This is a genomic window from Gammaproteobacteria bacterium, assembly GCA_030680605.1.
Classification (GTDB): domain Bacteria; phylum Pseudomonadota; class Gammaproteobacteria; order SURF-13; family SURF-13; genus JAQBXX01.
In genome coordinates this window covers 1-18,965 of record JAUXUQ010000001.1, presented here as the reverse complement: position 1 = coordinate 18,965, position 18,965 = coordinate 1, and the positions used below count along the sequence as shown (strand labels likewise).

Genomic DNA, 18,965 nt, shown 5'->3' with positions numbered 1-18,965 from the left:
GCCTGCTCCTGAGTTAAAAAAGTGAGCCCAGTGTAAACTGGAAGCTCTGTTCATCATCTTCCGGACCGCTATTTAATGGTTTCGCGACACTGACGGTCAAGGGACCCAGTGGCGACAGCCACACTGCAGACAAACCGCTTGAGTAGCGCAGTTCACTTGCCTCAAAACCCTCATCACCGTAAACATTTCCTATGTCTACAAAAAAACTCAAACGAACCGACTTGCTATCCCTGACAAATGGCACTGGAAAAAATACCTCTGCATTTCCCACCACCTTTAGGTTTCCGCCCAGTGGCCGGTCATTAGAGCCCCTGGGGCCAAGTGTATTATCCTTGAAGCCACGCACTGAACGGCTCCCTCCCGCAAAAAAATTCTCAAAAAACGGGAGCTCCGGAGTATCACCAAAGCTTTTACCATAACCAACATCACCATTCAGTGACAGGGTCCAGTATTTCGCCAGCGGGTACAGCAACAGGTGCCGGTATCTGACTTTATAAAATTCCAGATTGGTGCCCGGTGCAGTCACCTCGGCACTCAGATTTTGAAACATGCCTTCATCGGCAAAAACAGCGCGATTGCGTGTGTCGTGCGACCACCCTCCGGTCAGTTTTATTGTAGCAAACTCTTCCCGGCCGGCGGCATCGAGGAAGTCGGTATATTCCGTGGGCGTTTGGGTGCCTGTTTGTATGCTGGTGCCCTCGTAGCCCGCGCTCAAGCGCACGCTGTCGTATTCGTTCAGTGGAATACCGTAGTTGACAAAAGCACCTTGAACGTCGGTGCTGTAATTGGATATGTTGGCGTTGCTCGCATCCGTCGTTCTGTAAAAAAGGCTAAAGCCGCGGCTGATGCCATCGGGCGTATGGTACGGATTGGTATAGGCGAAACTATACACCGTATTAACCCGACTGTTATTGAAGGCTGCGCTCACGTGCTTGCCGCTGCCGAGGAAGTTGTCCTGTTTGATGCTGGTATTGAAAATGATACCCTGGCTCTGTGAAAAACCCAGACCTGCAAGCAGATTTCCGGAAGGCTTCTCAACCACCGTGAAATTCACGTCTACCTGGTCGGTTGTGCCGGGGACTGCCGGCGTCTCCACATTCACCTCCTCGAAGTAGCTGAGCTTGTCCAGGCGCACGCGCGAGCGCTTGACCTTCTCGGTCGATATCCATGCACTTTCCAGCTGCCGCATCTCGCGCCGCAACACTTCATCACGCGTCTTGGTATTACCGGCCACATTAATACGCCGCACATATACCCGCTTGCCAGGATCCACAAAAAAGGTCAGCCCCACCTGTCTGTCTGTCTGGTCAATCTCCGGAATGGCATTGACATTGGCAAAGGCATAGCCCTCATCACCCAGCCGCTCAATCAGTTTGGTGGTGGTATCGGTTGCACTTTTACGTGAGAATATTTCACCCGGCTTCACCGTCACCAGCGCCCCCAGCTCCGCCTCCGACAACACCAGATCACCCGCGAGCTTGACGTCTTTTACCGTAAATTTATCACCCTCGACCACATTGATGGTGATGTAAATATCTTTCTTGTCCGGGGTAATGGATACCTGCGTAGAACTGATGGAGAAATTGATATAGCCCCGATCCAGATAGAAGGAGCGCAGGGTCTCCAGGTCAGCAGACAGCTTCTGCTTCGAGTATTGATCGTCCCCGGTGTAAAAGGAAAACGTGCCCGTAATCCCCGACTGGAAATCAGCCAGCAGATCCTCATCGTCAAAGGTGTCATTGCCGATGATATTGATCTCACGTATACGCGCTGCACGACCCTCCGAGATATCAATCGCAATGCCGACACGATTGCGCTCCAGCGGTGTGGCGGTGGCAGAAATCTCTACACCGTATTTGCCACGGCTGAAATACTGGCGCCTGAGTTCCTGCTCGGCCCGGTCCAGCAATGCCCGGTCAAAGGTCAGGCCGTCGCCCAGGCCCTGCTCCTTCAGCGCCTTGATCAGCTGATCGGTGTCTATGTCTTTATTGCCTGTGATCTTGATGCTGGAAATGGCAGGCCGCTCGGTGACGAACACGACCAGCACATCACCTTCACGCTCCAGCCGCACATCACTGAAGAAGCCGGTCTGGAACAGGGCGCGTATGGCCTCGCTGGCGTGCGTATCATCCATGGTTTCACCCACCTTCACCGGCAGGTAATTGAACACTGTGCCGGCCGCGATGCGCTGCAAACCTTCGAGTCGGATATCCTGCACCGTGAAGGGCTCCATCGCCCACGCCGGTACGGCGACCAAGCACCACAACCCCAACAGCCCTATCCGCAATAGTTTACACATCACGCACCCATTATTACTCAACGTCACCCGCTTGGTGTACGGCTTACAGACCAAGCAGGCGCGTCAGATCATTATAAAAAGCCAGCACCATGAGTCCGAGCAGCAGAGCGATACCCAATTGCTGCCCAATGTATTGAACCTTTGGGGATACTGGGCTACCTTTCACCGCCTCTGCCAAATGATACATCAAATGGCCGCCATCCAGTATCGGTACCGGCAAAAGGTTGAGAACGCCGAGACTGACGCTGACCAGGGCCAGGAAGCGCAGGAAGGGCGCGAACCCGTCGCTCGCCGAGTAGCCGGCATACTGGGCGATGCCGATGGGCCCGCTGATATTCTCCAGGGAGGCCTGCCCCATCACCATCTTGGCCAGCAGGCGCAAGGTCAGCAGACTCATCTCCCCCGTATGCCGCACGGCCTTGACCAATCCATCCAGAACGCCGTAGCGTTGCTCGGCGCGCAACTCCGGCGGCAGGCCCTGGAGCGGCTCCGGGCCTGCCTCAATGCGGCCGATGATCCCGTCGGGCGATGGTTTCGCTTCCGGTGTTATCTCCATTTGTAAAGCCACGCCCCCGCGCTCAACTGCCAGTCTGATGGGCGTGTTGGCGTGGCTGCGCACATATCCAGCCCAGGCATCCCAGTCTGCCAATGGCTGGTCATCCGCACTCAGCAAGCGGTCGCCTGCCTGCAGGCCGGCACGGGCAGCCGCACCCTCTGGCAACACCCGCCCGAGCACGGCAGGCACTGATGGGCGCAAAGGCCGCACCCCAAGCTGCTCCAGAAGATCGCCACGGTCAGGTTCATTGACCGCACTGAGATCAAGTGCATGTATACGCCGTTGCCCGTCCTGGCCTTGCACCGTCAACACTATCCGTTCACGGTCCAGCGCCTTGTCCAGCATGGCAAGTTGCACCGTACTCCATGTAGGGGTTAGATCACCCGCCACCTCAAGCACCGTATCCCCCGACTGTAGTCCCGCCTGCTGGGCTACCGAGGGCTCAATCACCGCGCCTATGATGGGCCGCACACCGCTGACACCGATCACGAACATCAACCAGTAGGCCAGGATGGCAAAGGCAAAATTGAACAGCGGACCCGCAAGTATGATGGCGCTGCGCGCGGCCAGTGGTTGGCGGTTAAAGGCCTGCGGCAAGTCCGCGCTCGGCACCTCGGCCTCACGCTCGTCGAGCATGCGCACATAGCCCCCCAGCGGCAGTATCGCCACGGCGTATTCCGTCCCGTCCTTGCCGCGCCGCATCCACAATGCCTTGCCGAAGCCTATGGAGAAGCGCAGTACCTTTACCCCCAGTCGCCGCGCCACCCAGAAATGCCCGAACTCGTGCACCGTGATCAGGATGCCGAGGGTGATGAGAAAGGCCAGTGTTGACCACAGGATCGAACTCATGCGCCGCTCCGTGCCGCCAATGATCCGCCGCGAGAGGTGCAGCCCCGTACATGTTGCAGCGCCTGTATACGCGCGGCGGCATCGTCTTCCAGTATTACCTCGAGCGATGCCGCCGCGCGCACCGGCCTGCTCGCAAGGGTACGTTCAATCACCTCGGGGATGCCGGTAAAGGACAGGTGTCCATCGAGGAAGGCCGCTACCGCCACCTCGTTGGCGGCATTCAGCGTCACGCTTGCCGTGCCGCCGCAGGCATGCGCCTGATACGCCAGCTGCAAACACGGAAAGCGCGCATGGTCAATCGGGGCAAAATCAAGTCGTGCATCCAGCAGGCTCAGGGCTGGCGCGGGCGAGGCGAGGCGCTCCGGCCACCCCAGTGCATGGGTGATCGGCGTACGCATATCGGGGCTACCCAGTTCCGCCAGCAGCGACCCGTCCACATACTCGACCAGGGAATGCAGCATGCTCTGCGGATGCAACACCACGTCGACCTGATCCAGCGTGGCGTTGAACAACCAGCAGGCCTCAATCACCTCCAGTCCCTTGTTCATCATGGTGGCTGAATCGACTGAAATCTTGCGTCCCATCACCCAGTTCGGGTGGGCACAGGCCTGTGCTGGTGTGACATATGGCAGTTGCTCCAGCGGAGTAGTGCGAAACGGCCCGCCGGAGGCGGTCAACACAATGCGCCGCACGCCCGCTTGCCGCAGGTCGCCGCGAAAGTCATGCGGCAGGCACTGAAACACGGCGTTGTGTTCGCTGTCTATCGGCAACAGCTGCACATCGTGCGTGCGTACCGCATCCATAAATAGCTTGCCCGCCATCACCAGTGCCTCTTTGTTGGCCAGCAACACACGCTTGCCCGCACGCACTGCGGCCAGCGTAGGCAGCAACCCGGCTGCGCCTACAATCGCCGCCATCACCGTGTCCACCTCCGGCAATGCAGCCACGGTCTCCAGACCCGCCTGCCCGCTCAGCACCTCGATCTCCGGTGCCTCACTCCGCAGCCGCACACGCAGTTGCTCCGCCGCTGCGGGTTCGGCCATCACCGCATACCGCGGCCGGTGCGTCAAGCACTGTGTATAAAGTGTATCCACCGAATTGCGGGCCGTGAGCGCCATCACTTCGAACCGATCCGGATGACGCGCGAGCACGTCGAGCGTGTTCACGCCGATAGAGCCCGTGGCACCCAGTATTGTGACGCCTGTCATTGCACGCCTCCGAGCAGCCACACACCCAGCACGAACACAGGCGCCGCCGCCGTCAAGCTGTCGATGCGATCCAGCATTCCGCCGTGACCGGGCAGCAGGCGACCGCTGTCCTTCACTCCCCGTATCCGCTTGTAGATGCTTTCAAAGAGATCGCCAACAATGGAAAATACCACTGTCCCCAGACAGAGCACAATAAACCATGTCAGCTGCGGCCGAGCCAGCCCGGCGACGATTCCGGCAATGGGTGCAATGAGCAGTGTCGCTGCCAGCGCACCCCAGACCCCAGCCCAAGTCTTGCCCGGGCTGATGCTGGGCGCGAGCCGGGTCTTGCCCCAACGTCTGCCGGCGAAATAGGCCGCGCCATCGGCTGACCATATCAAGGCCATCAGGAACAGCACCCAGTATGGGCCTTGCGCAGGCAATGCGTGCAGGTGCGTCACGGCAAGCCAGGCTGGCGCCAGTACCCAGAGTCCCGCCACGGCGGCGACATTGTGGCGCGACAGCAGCGCCACACCGGCAGGGTGACGCAGTTCTGTCACCGCCGCCAAACACCAACCCGCGACTGCCGCTATCAGCACTCCGGCGGGCGCCGCGGTGCTGATTCCCCATAACGTCAACAGCAGCAAGCCTATATAAAGGGCGCGCCCGCGGATCTGAGTGATACCGGCCAAGGCAGACCACTCCCAGGCGGCCTGCGCCATAATCAGCGCCACCAACACGGAAAAATAGGGTGTGGGCAGTGCCAGCACGCCCCAGATGACCAGAGGGATCAGCACCGCCGCAGTCAACAGACGTATCTTAAGCACCTCTAACCTGCTGCTCCTGCGTCAGTGACGGGGCAACCGCCTCCACTTCCGCTTCAGCCTCGCTCACCCGCCCAAAGCGCCGTTGGCGCTGCGCATAGGCGGTCAGCGCCGTTTCGAATTCCACTGCGTTGAAGTCGGGCCACAACACATCGGTGAAGTACAACTCCGTGTAAGCCAACTGCCAGAGCAGAAAATTACTGATCCGTTGTTCATCACCCGTGCGAATGAACAGATCAGGTTCCGGCATGCCGGCCAGCGACAGCTGCGAAGCCAGCTGCGCATCGTCAATGGCATCGGCGCGCAGTTCGCCGCGCTCGACCTTACGCGCCAATGCGCGTGCAGCCTGGGTGATATCCCAGCGTCCGCCGTAATTGGCGGCGATGTTGAGGACAAGGCCTGTGTTGTCGCAGGTCAACTGTTCGGCAGCGGTGATCTGCTGCTGCAGTTTTTCCGAAAACGCCGAGCGTTCGCCAATGACTTGCAGGCGTATACTGTTGCGGTGCAGTTCCTGCATCCGGTTTTGCAGAGCGCGCAGGAATAAATCGAGTAATTGAGTGACTTCGGTCTTGGGGCGTGACCAGTTTTCGCTGCTGAAGGCAAACAGGGTAAGTATGCCTATACCCCGGTGCACGCAGGTACGGATCACCGCATCGACTGCATCTGTGCCCGCCTTGTGACCGGCACTGCGCGGCAGCATGCGCGAGCGTGCCCAGCGGCCATTGCCATCCATGATAATGGCGACGTGGCGTGGGAATGAATCAGACGTGCGCGCTGATTGAACAGGATTAGTGGATTTCAGGTTCATTGAATAATGGCTAGCAGCGGATGTCGAGCAGTGAGGTAACCTTACGAGGTAACCTTACAAGGTTATTGCTCGTCACTCGTTATTAGCTACAGCATTAAACCTCCATCAATTCCTTCTCTTTTGCTGCCAACAGCTTGTCAATTTCAGCAATATATTTGTCGGTAAGTTTTTGCGTATCTTCTTCCGCGTGCCGCTCTTCGTCCTGAGAAATATTTTTCTCCTTAAGCAGCAGCTTGGCCTCAGCATTGGCATCGCGGCGCACGTTTCGCACCGCCACACGTGCCGTCTCGGCCTCGGCTCTAACCACTTTCTGCATATCACGCCGGCGTTCTTCGGTCAGTGCCGGCAACGGCACCCGGATCACGGCCCCCGCAGCAGCTGGGTTCAAACCCAGATCAGATGTAAGTATGGCCTTTTCGATAGCGGCCGCCATCTGCTTTTCCCACGGCGTCACCACCAGCAGGCGTGCATCTGCCACACTGATGCTCGCCACCTGACTCAGTGGTACTTCATTGCCATAGTAGGGCACGCGCACATGATCCAGCAGACTGGGATGCGCACGTCCACTGCGTATCTTTGAAAATGCCTGCTTCAATGCATCAATGCTCTTCTGCATGCGCACCGTGGATTGATTGATAATGTCATTCAACATGGGTCGCCCCCACCAGTGTCCCCTCGTCTTCGCCCAGCACTATGCGCATTAGCGCACCGGGCTTGTTCATGTTGAATACACACAACGGCATGGCGTAGTCGCGGCACAAGACAATCGCCGTGACATCCATCACCATCAGCTTGCGCTCAATCACCTCGTCGTAGCTGAGACGCTTGTAGTACTGCGCGTCAGCATGCTTGAGCGGATCTGCGGAATACACACCATCAACCTTGGTGGCCTTGAGTACCAGATTGACACTGAGTTCGACGCCACGGAGGCTGGCGGCGGAGTCTGTGGTGAAAAACGGATTGCCCGTGCCGGCGGCAAGTATGACCACACGGCCTTTCTCAAGATGACGTACCGCACGACGGCGGATGTAATCTTCACAAATCTGGTGCATCTTGAGTGCCGACATTACGCGCACCTGCATACCACGCTGCTCCAGCGCATCCTGCATCGCCAGGGCATTGATAACAGTGGCAAGCATGCCCATCTGGTCTGCCGTGACCCGATCCATGCCGCTTGCAGCCAAGCCTGCACCGCGAAAAATATTGCCGCCGCCAATAACCAGTGCTACCTGCACACCCAACTCGACTACTGCACGCACCTCATCGGCCACACGTATAAGCACCGCGGGATCGATACCATAGTCGGCACCTCCCATCAGCGCCTCACCACTCAGCTTTAGCAGGATGCGCTGATAGGCAGGTTTCGGGGCGGCAAAAGACATGTGTTAGCCTCCCCGTGCTTGCGCCATCACCTCGGCGACAAAGTCGTCGGCTTTCTTTTCAATACCTTCGCCCACCTCAAAACGCTGGAATCCGAGTACCCTGGCCTTTGCCTGCCCGAGCAAAGTCTCCACCGTGAAATCAGGATTCTTCACGAATGGCTGACCCAGCAGGGTAATCTCGCCTATAAACTTCTTGATGCGCCCATCCACCATTTTCTCAATGATGGCGGCAGGTTTGCCACTGTCTGCGGCCTGCGCGGCAAAGATTTCCCTTTCTTTGGCGATCAAGTCGGGCGCCACTTCGTCAGACGAAACACAGACGGGTTTGGCGGCTGCAATATGCATGGCGATATCCTTGGCCAGTACCTCGTCCCCACCTTCAACCTCCACCAGCACACCGATGCGACTGCCATGCAGATAGACGCCGATTTGACCAGTTGTTGCAAGGCGGACACTGCGCCGCACACCGATATTCTCGCCGATCTTGGCAACCAGCCCTTGGCGCACGGTGTTGATGTCGGCGCTGTCACCGTCTCTCAGTGGCAATGCCAACAACGCATCCAGGTCCGCCGGGTGACTCTTCAATACACGCTGCGCCACGGCTTGCGCAAACCCCCTCAACTCCTCCCCGCGCGAGACGAAGTCCGTCTCGCAGTTCACCTCTATCATCGCGACATGCTTGCCGGTGGTATCGGCCTCGATCACGATAACGCCCTCGGCGGCAATCTTGCCTGCCCGCTTGTCGGCCTTGGCAAGACCACTCTTGCGCATCGCCTCTGCGGCCGCATCAATATCACCCTTGGCCTCGACCAGCGCCCGCTTGCACTCCATCATGCCAGAGCTGGTGCGCTCGCGTAGTTCCTTGACGAGTGCGGCTGTAATTTCCATTATGACTGTCCTCTCGTAATCTACCGTTATGACGTCGGGACGCCTTACTTGGCCTTGGCTGAAGTAGCAGCCTTTGACTTTGTTACGGGCTTTTTACGCGCCGCTGCTGTCGTGGCCGTACCCTCGCCTTCCTTGGTCGATGCCGCGGCCGCCTTCCTGACCGGCTTCTTCGCAGCTGTGCGGACAGGCTTCTTGGCTGCTTCTGCCGTCTTCACGGCAGGGGCACCGGTTTCGCTCAGCTCCACGAACTCATCCGTGGAGGCAGTGAATGCCTGCACTGAGCTACGCCCTTCCAGAATGGCATCAGCGGCACCACGCGCATACAGCTGGATGGCGCGAATGGCATCGTCATTTCCGGGCACCATGTAATCGACACCGTCCGGATCATTATTACTGTCCACGATGCCGATCACCGGAATACCCAGCTTGCCAGCCTCGCGCACGGAGATTTTTTCGTTGCCTACGTCGATCACAAACAGGGCATCAGGGATATGATCCATATCCTTGATGCCGCCCAGGGCGCGTTCCAGCTTGTCGCGCTCACGCGTGAGCAGCAGAGCTTCCTTCTTGTTGATGCGATCAAAGCTGCCGTCCTGGGCCATCAATTCCAGATCCTTGAGACGCTTGATGGACTGACGTACGGTCTTGAAGTTGGTGAGCATGCCACCGAGCCAGCGCTGGTCTACATATGGCATACCGCAACGCTTGGCCTCCTCGGCGATGATTTCCTGTGCTGCACGTTTGGTTGCCACGAACAGGATGGTGCCGCGGTTTGCCGCCATGCGACTGATATAGTTCATCGCGTCGTTGTATAACGGCAGGGTGGCTTCAAGGTTGATGATGTGTATCTTGTTGCGCTGGCCGAAAATGTACGGTGCCATCTTCGGGTTCCAGTAACGGGTCTGATGACCGAAATGCACGCCGGCCTCCAGCATTTGACGCATGGTCACATTAGCCATGTTGTATACTCCTCATTGTTGGGTTAGTCCTCCATGCGCCCCGGCAGCGAACCCCTGGCTATCACCAGTTGGCACCCCGCTGTTCGGGTAGTGGCACATGTGTGTAGTGTACTGCTGCTGTTAAAGCGCGGTTATTGTACCAGAAACCCTATGACCGTCACCATCAAAACAACTGGCGAAATCGAAAAGATGCGTATCGCAGGCCGGCTGGCCGCCGATGTGCTGCATATGATCCGCCCCCACGTCCGGCCCGGTATTAGCACCGGCGAACTCGACCGCCTGTGCCACGACTATATCGTCAACGTGCAGCAGGCCACCCCGGCACCGCTCAACTACCATGGCTTTCCCAAGTCCATCTGCACCTCGGTCAACCACCAGGTCTGCCACGGGATACCGGGTGACCGGGTGCTGAAGGACGGAGATATCGTCAACATCGACATCACCGTCATCAAGGACGATTACCATGGCGACACCAGCAAGATGTTCTTTGTTGGCGAGCCCTCCGTCATCGCCAGGCGGGTGACACGTGTAAGCTACGAAGGCATGTGTATCGGCATTGAGATGGTCAGGCCTGGCGTGCGTCTGGGTGACATCGGCCATGCCATCCAGCGCCATGCCGAAGCCAACCACTGCTCCGTGGTACGCGAGTATTGCGGCCACGGCATTGGCCGGGTATTCCATGAAGAGCCGCAGGTGTTGCACTATGGGCTACCCGGCACCGGCATGATACTGGAGCCGGGCATGACCTTCACCATCGAGCCCATGATCAATGCCGGCAAACGCCACGTAAAACTGCTGCCGGATCAGTGGACCGTGGTCACCAAGGATCACAGCCTTTCGGCCCAGTGGGAACACACCCTGCTCGTCACTGATACGGGCCACGAAGTGCTTACCCGGCGACCCGACGACACCCTCTGATAACCCATGAGCCTGCTCACGGCAACTCACAGCGCCCTCCTTGACAGTGCCGCGCTGGAACGGGCACTGGCGGACGCCGAGCCTGTAGCGTCCACACTGCGTGCGCTGCTGGCACAGCACGACGCCAGCTTGCGTCAGGGCTTCGAGGCCAACCTGCCTGTCACCCAACTGGTGCGGGCACGTGCGGCCTTTATCGATCGGGTACTGCTGCGAGTATGGCAGACACAGGCATCTCCACTCCCTGCCTCGGCAGGCCTGATTGCTGTTGGTGGCTATGGGCGCGGAGAACTGCACCCGGGTTCAGATATTGATCTCCTGATCCTGCTGGAGGGTGCGCCTGCTGAGCCCGCCCGCAGGGCAATCGAGCAATTCACCCAGTTGCTGTGGGATACCGGCCTCGCCCTGGCACACAGTGTCCGCACCGTCGAACAGTGCGCACATGAGGCAGCGCGGGACGTGACCATCATGACCAGCCTGATGGAGGCACGCCTGCTCACAGGGCCACCCGCGCTGTTCGATGACCTGCGCAGCGCTATCGCCACACACGCCATCTGGCCAACCCCCGAATTTTTCCAGGCCAAGTACGACGAGCAGAGGCGGCGGCATCACAAATATCACGACACGGCTTACAACCTTGAGCCCAACATCAAGGAAGGCCCGGGCGGACTGCGTGACATCCAGACCATCAGCTGGATTACCTTGCGTCATTTCGGCAGCAACCACCTGCATGACCTCGTTACTCACGGCTTTCTCACCGAAAGCGAACACACCCTGCTGCGTGAGGGCAGGGAGTTTTTATGGCGCATCCGTTTTGCGCTCCACCTCCTCACCGGACGCTGCGAAGACCGCCTGCTGTTCGACTACCAGGGCACGCTGGCCACGCAATTCGGCTACCACGACGAGGGCCATCGCCTTGCCGTCGAACAACTCATGAAGCGCTACTACCTTGCAGCCATGGAGCTGGGCCGACTAAACGAAATGCTATTACAGCATTTTCAGGAAAGCCTCCTGTATGCCGCCACCCACAGCGCCGAGATCAGGCCCATCAATAAACGCTTCCACCTCCGCAATGACGTCATTGAAGTCGTACACCCCGACGTGTTCCGTCGCTACCCGTTCGCCCTGCTGGAGATTTTCCTGCTGCTGGCGCAGCAGCCCAAGCTCAAGGGCGTACGCGCCTCCACCATCCGTCTGATACGGGATCACCGCTACCTGATAGACCAAGCCTTCAGGGCCGACCTGCGCTGCCGCATGCTGTTCATGGAGTTGTTGCGCCAACCCCAGGGCATCATGCGTGAGCTGCGACGCATGCATCGTTATGGCGTTCTCGGCGCCTACATCCCCAGCTTTGGCGCAGTTGAAGGCCAGATGCAATACGACCTGTTTCACGTCTATACGGTAGACGAGCACACGCTGTTCCTGTTACGTAACCTGCGGCGCTTCTCGCTACCGGAATTTTCCCAGGAATTTCCATTATGCAGCGAGATATTCCAGCGCCTGCCGAAACCCGAGATTCTCTATCTGGCCGGCCTGTTTCATGACATCGCCAAGGGTCGTGGCGGCGACCACTCCACACTGGGCGCTGAAGACGCCCTTGGCTTCTGCCTGCATCACGGCATGAGCGCCCATGACGCACGCATTGTGGCCTGGCTGGTCAGGCACCATCTGGTGCTCTCGCGCACTGCACAACGCGAGGATATCCAGGATCCCGAGGTCATTGCCCACTTCGCCTCAGCCGTCTGTGATAATACTCATCTCGACTACCTGTATCTGCTGACAGTGGCCGACATTCGCGCCACCAACTCCACTCTCTGGAACAGCTGGAAGGGGGCGCTGCTGAGCGAGCTCTACCTTGCAACGGCAGCCTTGCTGCGGCGCGGGCTGGGCGCCCCCATCGATCAGACCGAGCGCATCCGTACCACCCAGGCCGAAGCCCGGGCGCTGCTGCATGCAGAGTCAGTAGATGACCACGCCATCACCCTTTTCTGGGATGCGCTGGACGATGATTATTTCCTGCGGCACGAGGCGGATGAAATCGTCTGGCATACCGCAGCCGTCGTTGGCGCCACTGCCGGCAATCAGCCACTGGTGCGTATTCGCCACAGCGCACAACGGGGCACAGAACTGTTCATTTACACCCGCGACCAGAAAAACCTGTTTGCCCTGACTACGGCCGCGCTCGATCAGATGGCGTTATCTATCGTCGGCGCCCGCATTGTTACTGCGCACACCGGCTACACGCTGGATACCTTTCATATTCTCGAGGAATCAGGCGAGTCCGCCCTCACGCCACAGCGCATGCATGAAATCGTCACCTTTCTGGAACACACACTGGCACAAGGGGAAACCGGCCCGGTGACACGCCGGGTACGCCGTCATGTCAGGCACTTCAAGGTACCGACACAAATCACCTTCACCGATGACACACGCAACCGGCGCACTGTACTTGAGGTTATCAGCGCCGACCGCCCGGGTTTGCTCTCCGCTATTGGTCACGCGCTCATGGCGGCCGGCGTACAACTGCAAAATGCCAAGATCGCCACCTTGGGCGCACGAGCCGAAGATATTTTTTTCATTACTGACGCACACAATCAGCCATTGTCCCCGGAGCAGCAGTGGCAGCTTCAGCAAGCACTGTTGCACAGCATCGACCAGCCCCTCAAAAACCAGGCCTGACCCAGGCTTAAAGCAGTGCCGCGAAGATGCTAGCCCTCCTGCCGGGCGCCATGTGCGGATAGCCACGCCGCCACAACAATCAGCAAACCACCCGCCCATTCCTGTGCCGTCAGAATTTCATGCGCGAGCCAGGCAGCAGACACCGCACCTACAACCACCTCAAACAGCAGAATGACCGCCGAACGGTGCACTGGCATGTGACTCACACCGTATTGCACCGCCAGTGTCATAAGCGTGATTCCTAATATCCCCAGCGCCGCCGCCAGTGCAAACATCACCGGTTCGACTGCAGGGACTGGCGTACCGGCATAGCCTATCCACGCGATGGCCAGCACCACGCCCCCGACCCAGGCTGCCATGGTCTTCACCGTCACCGGTACATCCGCCATTTTGCGCACCAGCACATTCGATACCGCAAAGGCGACACCCGATGCCAGCGCCAGCCAGTCAGCTGACTGTTGTGGCCAGGGCCATCCGAGACTGGTATCCCACAACATGATCAAGGCACCGCTCATGGCCATCACCAGCGTAATCCATGCCGTGACTGACAAGCTTTCCCGTAACAGCCACCAACCCAGCAGCGACGCCCATACCGGTGCGAGATAAAACAGCAGCAGCACTCTGACCACAGTACCGTCGATCACGGCGAGGATGAACGCAGTATTGCAAAACCCGGCGGCCAGCATGAGAAGCAGCAGCTGCACAACAGGCGCGCGCGCAATCTCACGACGCTGGCGTATGAGCAAGGGAAGGCATGAACCCAGGGCGGCGGCATTCATGATCAGACTCACCCACAAGCCCGTGAGGCCGCTCTCCTCAAACCAGCGTAGTGGGTACCAGAGCACGCCCCAGAGTGTCGCACCCAGTAATAGTGCTGCTACAGGCAAAGTGGACAACGCGCGGCGGGCTACTATGGCGTGAACCATCGGGCAGACTTCCTGCAGCTGGGGCTGAAAAGGTCATCACCTGCGTCACGCGACACATGATACGTGGCGCTGGGTCATGGGGGTACTTTATACTACAGCATATGAACTGCATGCACCGGCCCGATATCCTTCATGAACCCTGATCTGTCCACGCTGCTACCCTACCCCTTCGAGCGCTTGAACCAGCTTATGGGCGACGCTAGCCAGCCGCACGGCAAGACGCCCATCGTGATGTCCATGGGCGAGCCCAAGCACAAGCCGCCTGCCTTCATCGCCACTGAAATCAAGGCTCAGCTGTCCAGCCTTTCCAGCTACCCCACGACTCGCGGTACACAGGCGCTGCGACAAGCCATCGCCGACTGGCTGACACAGCGCTTTCATCTGCAGGCATGCCCGCTGGATGCCGAGCGCCACATCCTGCCGGTGAATGGCACCCGCGAGGCGCTGTTTGCGCTCGCCCAATGTGTCATCGATCGTCAACCCAGACCGCTGGTGCTGATGCCCAACCCGTTCTACCAGATCTATGAAGGTGCAGCGCTGCTTGCAGGCGCGCAGCCCTGGTTCATGAATACCACGCCACAGACCGGCCTGCTGCCCAATTTTGACGCCGTACCGGCATCCGCATGGAAACAGTGCCAGCTGATCTACATCTGCTCCCCCGGCAATCCTACCGGTGCAGTGCTGGGTACCGCGGCGCTGGAGCAACTGATTCTGCTCGCCGACAAATATGATTTCGTGATTGCCGCTGACGAATGCTACTCGGAAATCTATACTCACGAAGATCAGCCGCCCCCCGGCCTGCTTGAGACCGCCGCCCGCATGGGACGCGATGATTATCGCCATTGCATCGTGTTTCACAGTCTGTCCAAGCGCTCCAGCGTCGCCGGCATGCGCTCTGGGTTTGTAGCGGGTGACGCCCGCATCATCGAAAAATTCCTGCTCTACCGCACCTATCACGGCTGCGCCATGCCGCTTTATGTCCAGGCCGCGAGTATCAAGGCCTGGCGCGACGAGAAACACGTCACGGAAAATCGCAAGCTATACCGCAAGAAAATAGACGCCGTGATCGACGTACTGGCGCCTGTCATCGACGTACCGCAGCCTGCAGGTGGATTTTGCCTCTGGCTGCCCACGCCCATTGACGACCAGGCCTTCACCCGCGAACTCTACGCCCACCATAACGTAACCGTATTACCCGGCAGCTTCCTGTCACGCAAGGCGCACGGCAACAATCCCGGCCAGAACCATGTACGCATCGCATTGGTGGCAGAAGAACAGGAATGCATCGAAGCCGCACACAGGCTGTCTGATTTTATTCGCAGTTTGTAACTTGATAGTGGAGAAGACAACACCATGAGCAGCACACAGGAAATCATCGAGCAGGGCTTTGAAAGACGCGCCGAAATCACGCCGCAAAATGCGGACGCACGCCTCAAGCAGGCTATTCAGGAGACGCTCGAGCAGCTGGATGCCGGCACGCTGCGTGTGGCGCAGAAACAGTCTGATGGCGGCTGGACTGTCAACCAGTGGCTGAAGAAGGCTGTGCTATTGTCGTTTCGGGTGGAGGAGAACCGCTTTATCCAGGGTGCCTACAGCGCTTACTACGACAAGGTTCCCGGCAAATTCAGCAGTTATGACGACGCCCGCTTCAAGCAAAGCGGTGTGCGCGTGGTGCCGCCCGCGATGGCGCGCAAGGGTTGCTACATTGCACCGGGCGTGGTGCTCATGCCCTCCTACGTCAATATCGGCGCCTATGTCGACTCCGGCACCATGGTCGACACCTGGGCCACCGTAGGCTCCTGCGCCCAGATCGGCAAGAATGTGCACCTCTCCGGCGGCGTCGGCATCGGCGGCGTGCTGGAGCCGGTGCAGGCCGGGCCGACGATCATCGAAGACAATTGCTTCATTGGCGCCCGCTCCGAAGTGGTCGAGGGTGTGATCGTCGAGGAAGGCTCGGTGATATCGATGGGCGTTTACATCGGCCAAAGCACCAGGATATTCAACCGCATGACCGGTGAAGTCAGCTATGGCCGCATCCCGGCAGGATCAGTGGTAGTCTCCGGTAACCTGCCCTCCAAGGACGGCAGCTACAGTCTGTACTGCGCGGTCATCGTAAAACAGGTTGACGCCAAGACCCGCAGCAAAGTCGGCATCAACGAGTTGTTGCGGGATATTTAAATGACCACGCTATACGGCATCAGCAATTGCTCCACCGTGAAAAAGGCACGTACCTGGCTGGAGCAGCACGGTGTGGATTACCAGTTCCACGACTTCCGCAAGGACGGCCTGGATGCGGCCACCCTGAAAGCGCTGATTGACAAGCTGGGCTGGGAAACACTGCTCAACAAAAGCGGCATGACCTGGCGCAAGTTACCGGAGCAGGATAAAACCGGTGTCACCGCGAGCAAGGCCCGACGCCTGATGCTGTCTCATCCCGCCGTCATCAAGCGCCCGGTGTTAGTCGCGGACAGGAAATACCACGCTGGCTTCACAGAAAGCGATTATCAACATCTGCTGGGGAAGAAACGCTGATGTCTGCCACACTGGAACTGTTACAAGACCTGATCGCCCGCCGCTCGCTCACACCGGAAGATGCCGGCTGCCAGGCGCTGATCGCGCAACGTCTGCAGCCGCTGGGCTTTGAAATCGAACATTTGCATTACGGCGACGTGGACAACCTGTGGGCACGGCGCGGCAATACAGCACCGCTGTTTGCCTTTGCCGGACACACCGACGTGGTACCCACAGGCCCGCTCGATCAATGGCACTCCGACCCTTTTATACCCACTGAGCGCGACGGTTATCTATACGGCAGAGGTACGGCCGACATGAAGGGCAGCATTGCCGCGATGGTGACTGCGGTTGAACGCTTCGTGCAGACTCATCCCACACACCGGGGCTCGCTTGCCTTCCTCATCACCAGCGACGAGGAGGGTCCCAGCGTCAATGGTACGGTCAAGGTAGTCGAGCAGCTGGAGGCGCGCAACGAAAAAATAGACTGGTGCCTGATTGGCGAACCTACCTGCGTAAGCCGCGTTGGCGACACCATCAAGAATGGCCGCCGCGGATCACTTACCGGCAAACTCATCGTGCACGGTACGCAGGGCCACGTCGCCTACCCACACCTGGCCGCCAACCCGGTGCACTTGTTTGCCGCCGCGCTGGCTGAGCTGTGCGCCGTGCAGTGGGATCAGGGCAATGAATTTTTCCCACCCACCACCTTCCAGATATCCAACATCCACGCCGGTACCGGTGCCGACAACGTCATTCCCGGCGACATGGAGGTCATCTTCAATTTCCGTTTCTCCACCGAGCTTACGCCGGAGAACATAAAACAACTGGTACACACTGTTCTGGATCAGCAAGGCCTGCGCTACGATCTGGACTGGCGTCTTTCCGGACAGCCGTTCCTGACCGCCAAGGGCGAACTGGTGGATGCCGCACGCAACGCGATCAGGGACATCGCCGGTATCGATACTGACATCTCCACCTCAGGCGGCACTTCCGATGGGCGCTTTATTGCACCTACTGGCGCGCAGGTGCTGGAGCTCGGCCCGGTCAACGCCAGCATTCACAAGCTCAACGAATGTGTAAAGCTGGATGAACTGGAAACACTGAGCAGGATATACCAACGCACGCTGGAGACGTTGCTGGCCTGAGGCAATACACGCCGAGGTGATATTAAATCTCCCGCCTGCCGCTAAAGGCATGGGACAGTGTCCCGCTATCGACGTACTCGAGCTCGCCACCCAAGGGCACGCCATGCGCGATGCGCGTGGGCTTGATGCCGCGTGCGCGCGCCAGCTCGCTGATGTAATGCGCCGTGGCCTCGCCCTCGACGGTCAGGTTGGTGGCGAGTATGACTTCCGTAATCTCGCCCGCGTCAAAGCGTGCCGCCAGCTTGTCGATACCCAGCTCATTGGGCCCAATCCCGTCTAGTGGCGACAGGTGGCCCATGAGCACAAAATACAGCCCTTTAAAATCCGTGGCACGATCCACCGCCAGCACATCGGCAGGCGTCTCCACCACACACAGCAGGCTGATGTCACGCCGGGAGTCGGCGCACAAGCGGCATAGCTCGCTCTCGCTCAGGCTGCGGCACGACTTGCAATGATGAATGTTCTCCATGGCTGCTGTAAGCGCCTGCGCCAGTGCACGCGCACCGGCGCGGTTACGCTCCAGCAGATGAAACGCCATGCGTTGCGCCGATTTCGGCCCGACACCCGGCAGGCAGCGCAGGGCTTCGATGAGATGGTCGAGACTGGAAGGGGTTTTCATTTTTGAGTGAAATGTGAAAAGTGAAGCCGCTCCGCTGCGCCGCGCTGTGAAGGGTAAAGGATATTAACGCTTCACGCTTCACGCTTCACGCTTCACATTTCACGAGCCTTTAAAACGGCAGCTTGAAGCCCGGCGGCAGGTTCAGGCCGCTGGTAAAGCCCGACATCTTTTCCTGGCTGGTCTGCTCCACGCGGCGCACGGCATCGTTGACCGCCGCAGCCAGCAGGTCTTCCAGCATTTCCTTGTCTTCAGTCATCAAGCTGTCGTCGATGCTGACGCGCTTGACGTCATGGCGGCAGGTCATGACGACTTTCACCATGCCGGCGCCTGCCTGGCCTTCCACTTCCACCGAGGCCAGTTGCTCCTGCATCTTCTTCATGTTGTCTTGCATCTGCTGGGCCTGCTTCATCAGACC

The 18,965-nt window shown here is 58.8% G+C and carries 18 protein-coding genes; 6 read left to right on the top strand and 12 right to left on the bottom strand.

Annotated features, from left to right (window positions below; genetic code table 11):
• Positions 1–13: 13 nt before the first annotated feature.
• The 9 genes from bamA to rpsB form a co-directional block, all read right to left on the bottom strand.
• The gene (bamA, locus tag Q8L89_00090) at positions 14–2,299 is read right to left on the bottom strand and encodes an outer membrane protein assembly factor BamA (GenBank protein MDP1707469.1); all 2,286 of its coding nucleotides are present in this window, start codon (positions 2,297–2,299) and stop codon (positions 14–16) included.
• A gap of 43 nt (positions 2,300–2,342) precedes the next feature.
• Complete coding sequence (gene rseP / locus Q8L89_00085) at positions 2,343–3,704, bottom strand: RIP metalloprotease RseP (protein ID MDP1707468.1); 1,362 nt, start codon at positions 3,702–3,704, stop codon at positions 2,343–2,345.
• The gene (gene ispC, locus Q8L89_00080; protein MDP1707467.1) at positions 3,701–4,912 is read right to left on the bottom strand and encodes a 1-deoxy-D-xylulose-5-phosphate reductoisomerase; all 1,212 of its coding nucleotides are present in this window, start codon (positions 4,910–4,912) and stop codon (positions 3,701–3,703) included. Before ispC ends, rseP begins: the two co-directional genes overlap by 4 nt.
• A complete protein-coding gene (locus Q8L89_00075; GenBank protein ID MDP1707466.1) occupies positions 4,909–5,718 on the bottom strand; it encodes a phosphatidate cytidylyltransferase in 810 nt (269 codons plus the stop codon). Before Q8L89_00075 ends, ispC begins: the two co-directional genes overlap by 4 nt.
• Entirely contained in the window at positions 5,711–6,523 is an 813-nt protein-coding gene (locus Q8L89_00070; GenBank protein ID MDP1707465.1) for an isoprenyl transferase, read from the bottom strand. Before Q8L89_00070 ends, Q8L89_00075 begins: the two co-directional genes overlap by 8 nt.
• Before the next feature lie 94 nt (positions 6,524–6,617).
• Positions 6,618–7,175 carry a ribosome recycling factor gene (gene frr, locus Q8L89_00065; GenBank protein MDP1707464.1) on the bottom strand — a complete coding sequence of 186 codons (558 nt, stop codon included), beginning with the start codon at positions 7,173–7,175 and terminating at the stop codon, positions 6,618–6,620.
• Positions 7,165–7,905, bottom strand: a complete 741-nt coding sequence (gene pyrH, locus Q8L89_00060; protein MDP1707463.1) for a UMP kinase — start codon at positions 7,903–7,905, stop codon at positions 7,165–7,167. The genes frr and pyrH overlap by 11 nt, the downstream gene beginning before the upstream one ends.
• 3 nt (positions 7,906–7,908) lie before the next feature.
• The gene (gene tsf, locus Q8L89_00055) at positions 7,909–8,793 is read right to left on the bottom strand and encodes a translation elongation factor Ts (protein MDP1707462.1); all 885 of its coding nucleotides are present in this window, start codon (positions 8,791–8,793) and stop codon (positions 7,909–7,911) included.
• Positions 8,794–8,837: 44 nt separating this feature from the next.
• The gene (gene rpsB, locus Q8L89_00050; protein MDP1707461.1) at positions 8,838–9,752 is read right to left on the bottom strand and encodes a 30S ribosomal protein S2; all 915 of its coding nucleotides are present in this window, start codon (positions 9,750–9,752) and stop codon (positions 8,838–8,840) included.
• A gap of 150 nt (positions 9,753–9,902) precedes the next feature.
• On the opposite strand from rpsB, the gene map reads away from it, so the two are divergent.
• Together map and glnD are read left to right on the top strand one after the other, a co-directional pair.
• The gene (map, locus tag Q8L89_00045) at positions 9,903–10,670 is read left to right on the top strand and encodes a type I methionyl aminopeptidase (GenBank protein ID MDP1707460.1); all 768 of its coding nucleotides are present in this window, start codon (positions 9,903–9,905) and stop codon (positions 10,668–10,670) included.
• A 6-nt stretch (positions 10,671–10,676) separates the two neighbouring features.
• The gene (gene glnD, locus Q8L89_00040) at positions 10,677–13,346 is read left to right on the top strand and encodes a [protein-PII] uridylyltransferase (GenBank protein MDP1707459.1); all 2,670 of its coding nucleotides are present in this window, start codon (positions 10,677–10,679) and stop codon (positions 13,344–13,346) included.
• Between the two features lie 29 nt (positions 13,347–13,375).
• On the opposite strand, the gene Q8L89_00035 is transcribed toward glnD, so the two are convergent.
• On the bottom strand, positions 13,376–14,272 hold the full coding sequence (locus tag Q8L89_00035; GenBank protein MDP1707458.1) for a DMT family transporter: 897 nt from the start codon (positions 14,270–14,272) through the stop codon (positions 13,376–13,378).
• A gap of 132 nt (positions 14,273–14,404) precedes the next feature.
• Here Q8L89_00035 and dapC point away from each other — a divergent pair, with 132 nt between their 5' ends.
• The 4 genes from dapC to dapE are packed head-to-tail and all read left to right on the top strand — an operon-like array spanning position 14,405 to position 17,931.
• A complete protein-coding gene (gene dapC, locus Q8L89_00030) occupies positions 14,405–15,601 on the top strand; it encodes a succinyldiaminopimelate transaminase (protein ID MDP1707457.1) in 1,197 nt (398 codons plus the stop codon).
• 24 nt (positions 15,602–15,625) lie between these two features.
• The gene (dapD, locus tag Q8L89_00025) at positions 15,626–16,450 is read left to right on the top strand and encodes a 2,3,4,5-tetrahydropyridine-2,6-dicarboxylate N-succinyltransferase (protein ID MDP1707456.1); all 825 of its coding nucleotides are present in this window, start codon (positions 15,626–15,628) and stop codon (positions 16,448–16,450) included.
• Positions 16,451–16,804, top strand: coding sequence for an ArsC family reductase (locus Q8L89_00020; GenBank protein MDP1707455.1), 354 nt, complete (start codon positions 16,451–16,453; stop codon positions 16,802–16,804).
• On the top strand, positions 16,804–17,931 hold the full coding sequence (gene dapE, locus Q8L89_00015; protein ID MDP1707454.1) for a succinyl-diaminopimelate desuccinylase: 1,128 nt from the start codon (positions 16,804–16,806) through the stop codon (positions 17,929–17,931). Before Q8L89_00020 ends, dapE begins: the two co-directional genes overlap by 1 nt.
• Positions 17,932–17,953: 22 nt before the next feature.
• Here dapE and recR read toward each other — a convergent pair whose 3' ends face one another.
• Together recR and Q8L89_00005 are read right to left on the bottom strand one after the other, a co-directional pair.
• The gene (recR, locus tag Q8L89_00010) at positions 17,954–18,550 is read right to left on the bottom strand and encodes a recombination mediator RecR (GenBank protein ID MDP1707453.1); all 597 of its coding nucleotides are present in this window, start codon (positions 18,548–18,550) and stop codon (positions 17,954–17,956) included.
• A 109-nt stretch (positions 18,551–18,659) separates the two neighbouring features.
• A partial coding sequence (locus Q8L89_00005) for a YbaB/EbfC family nucleoid-associated protein (protein MDP1707452.1) occupies positions 18,660–18,965 on the bottom strand: 306 nt, incomplete at its 5' end.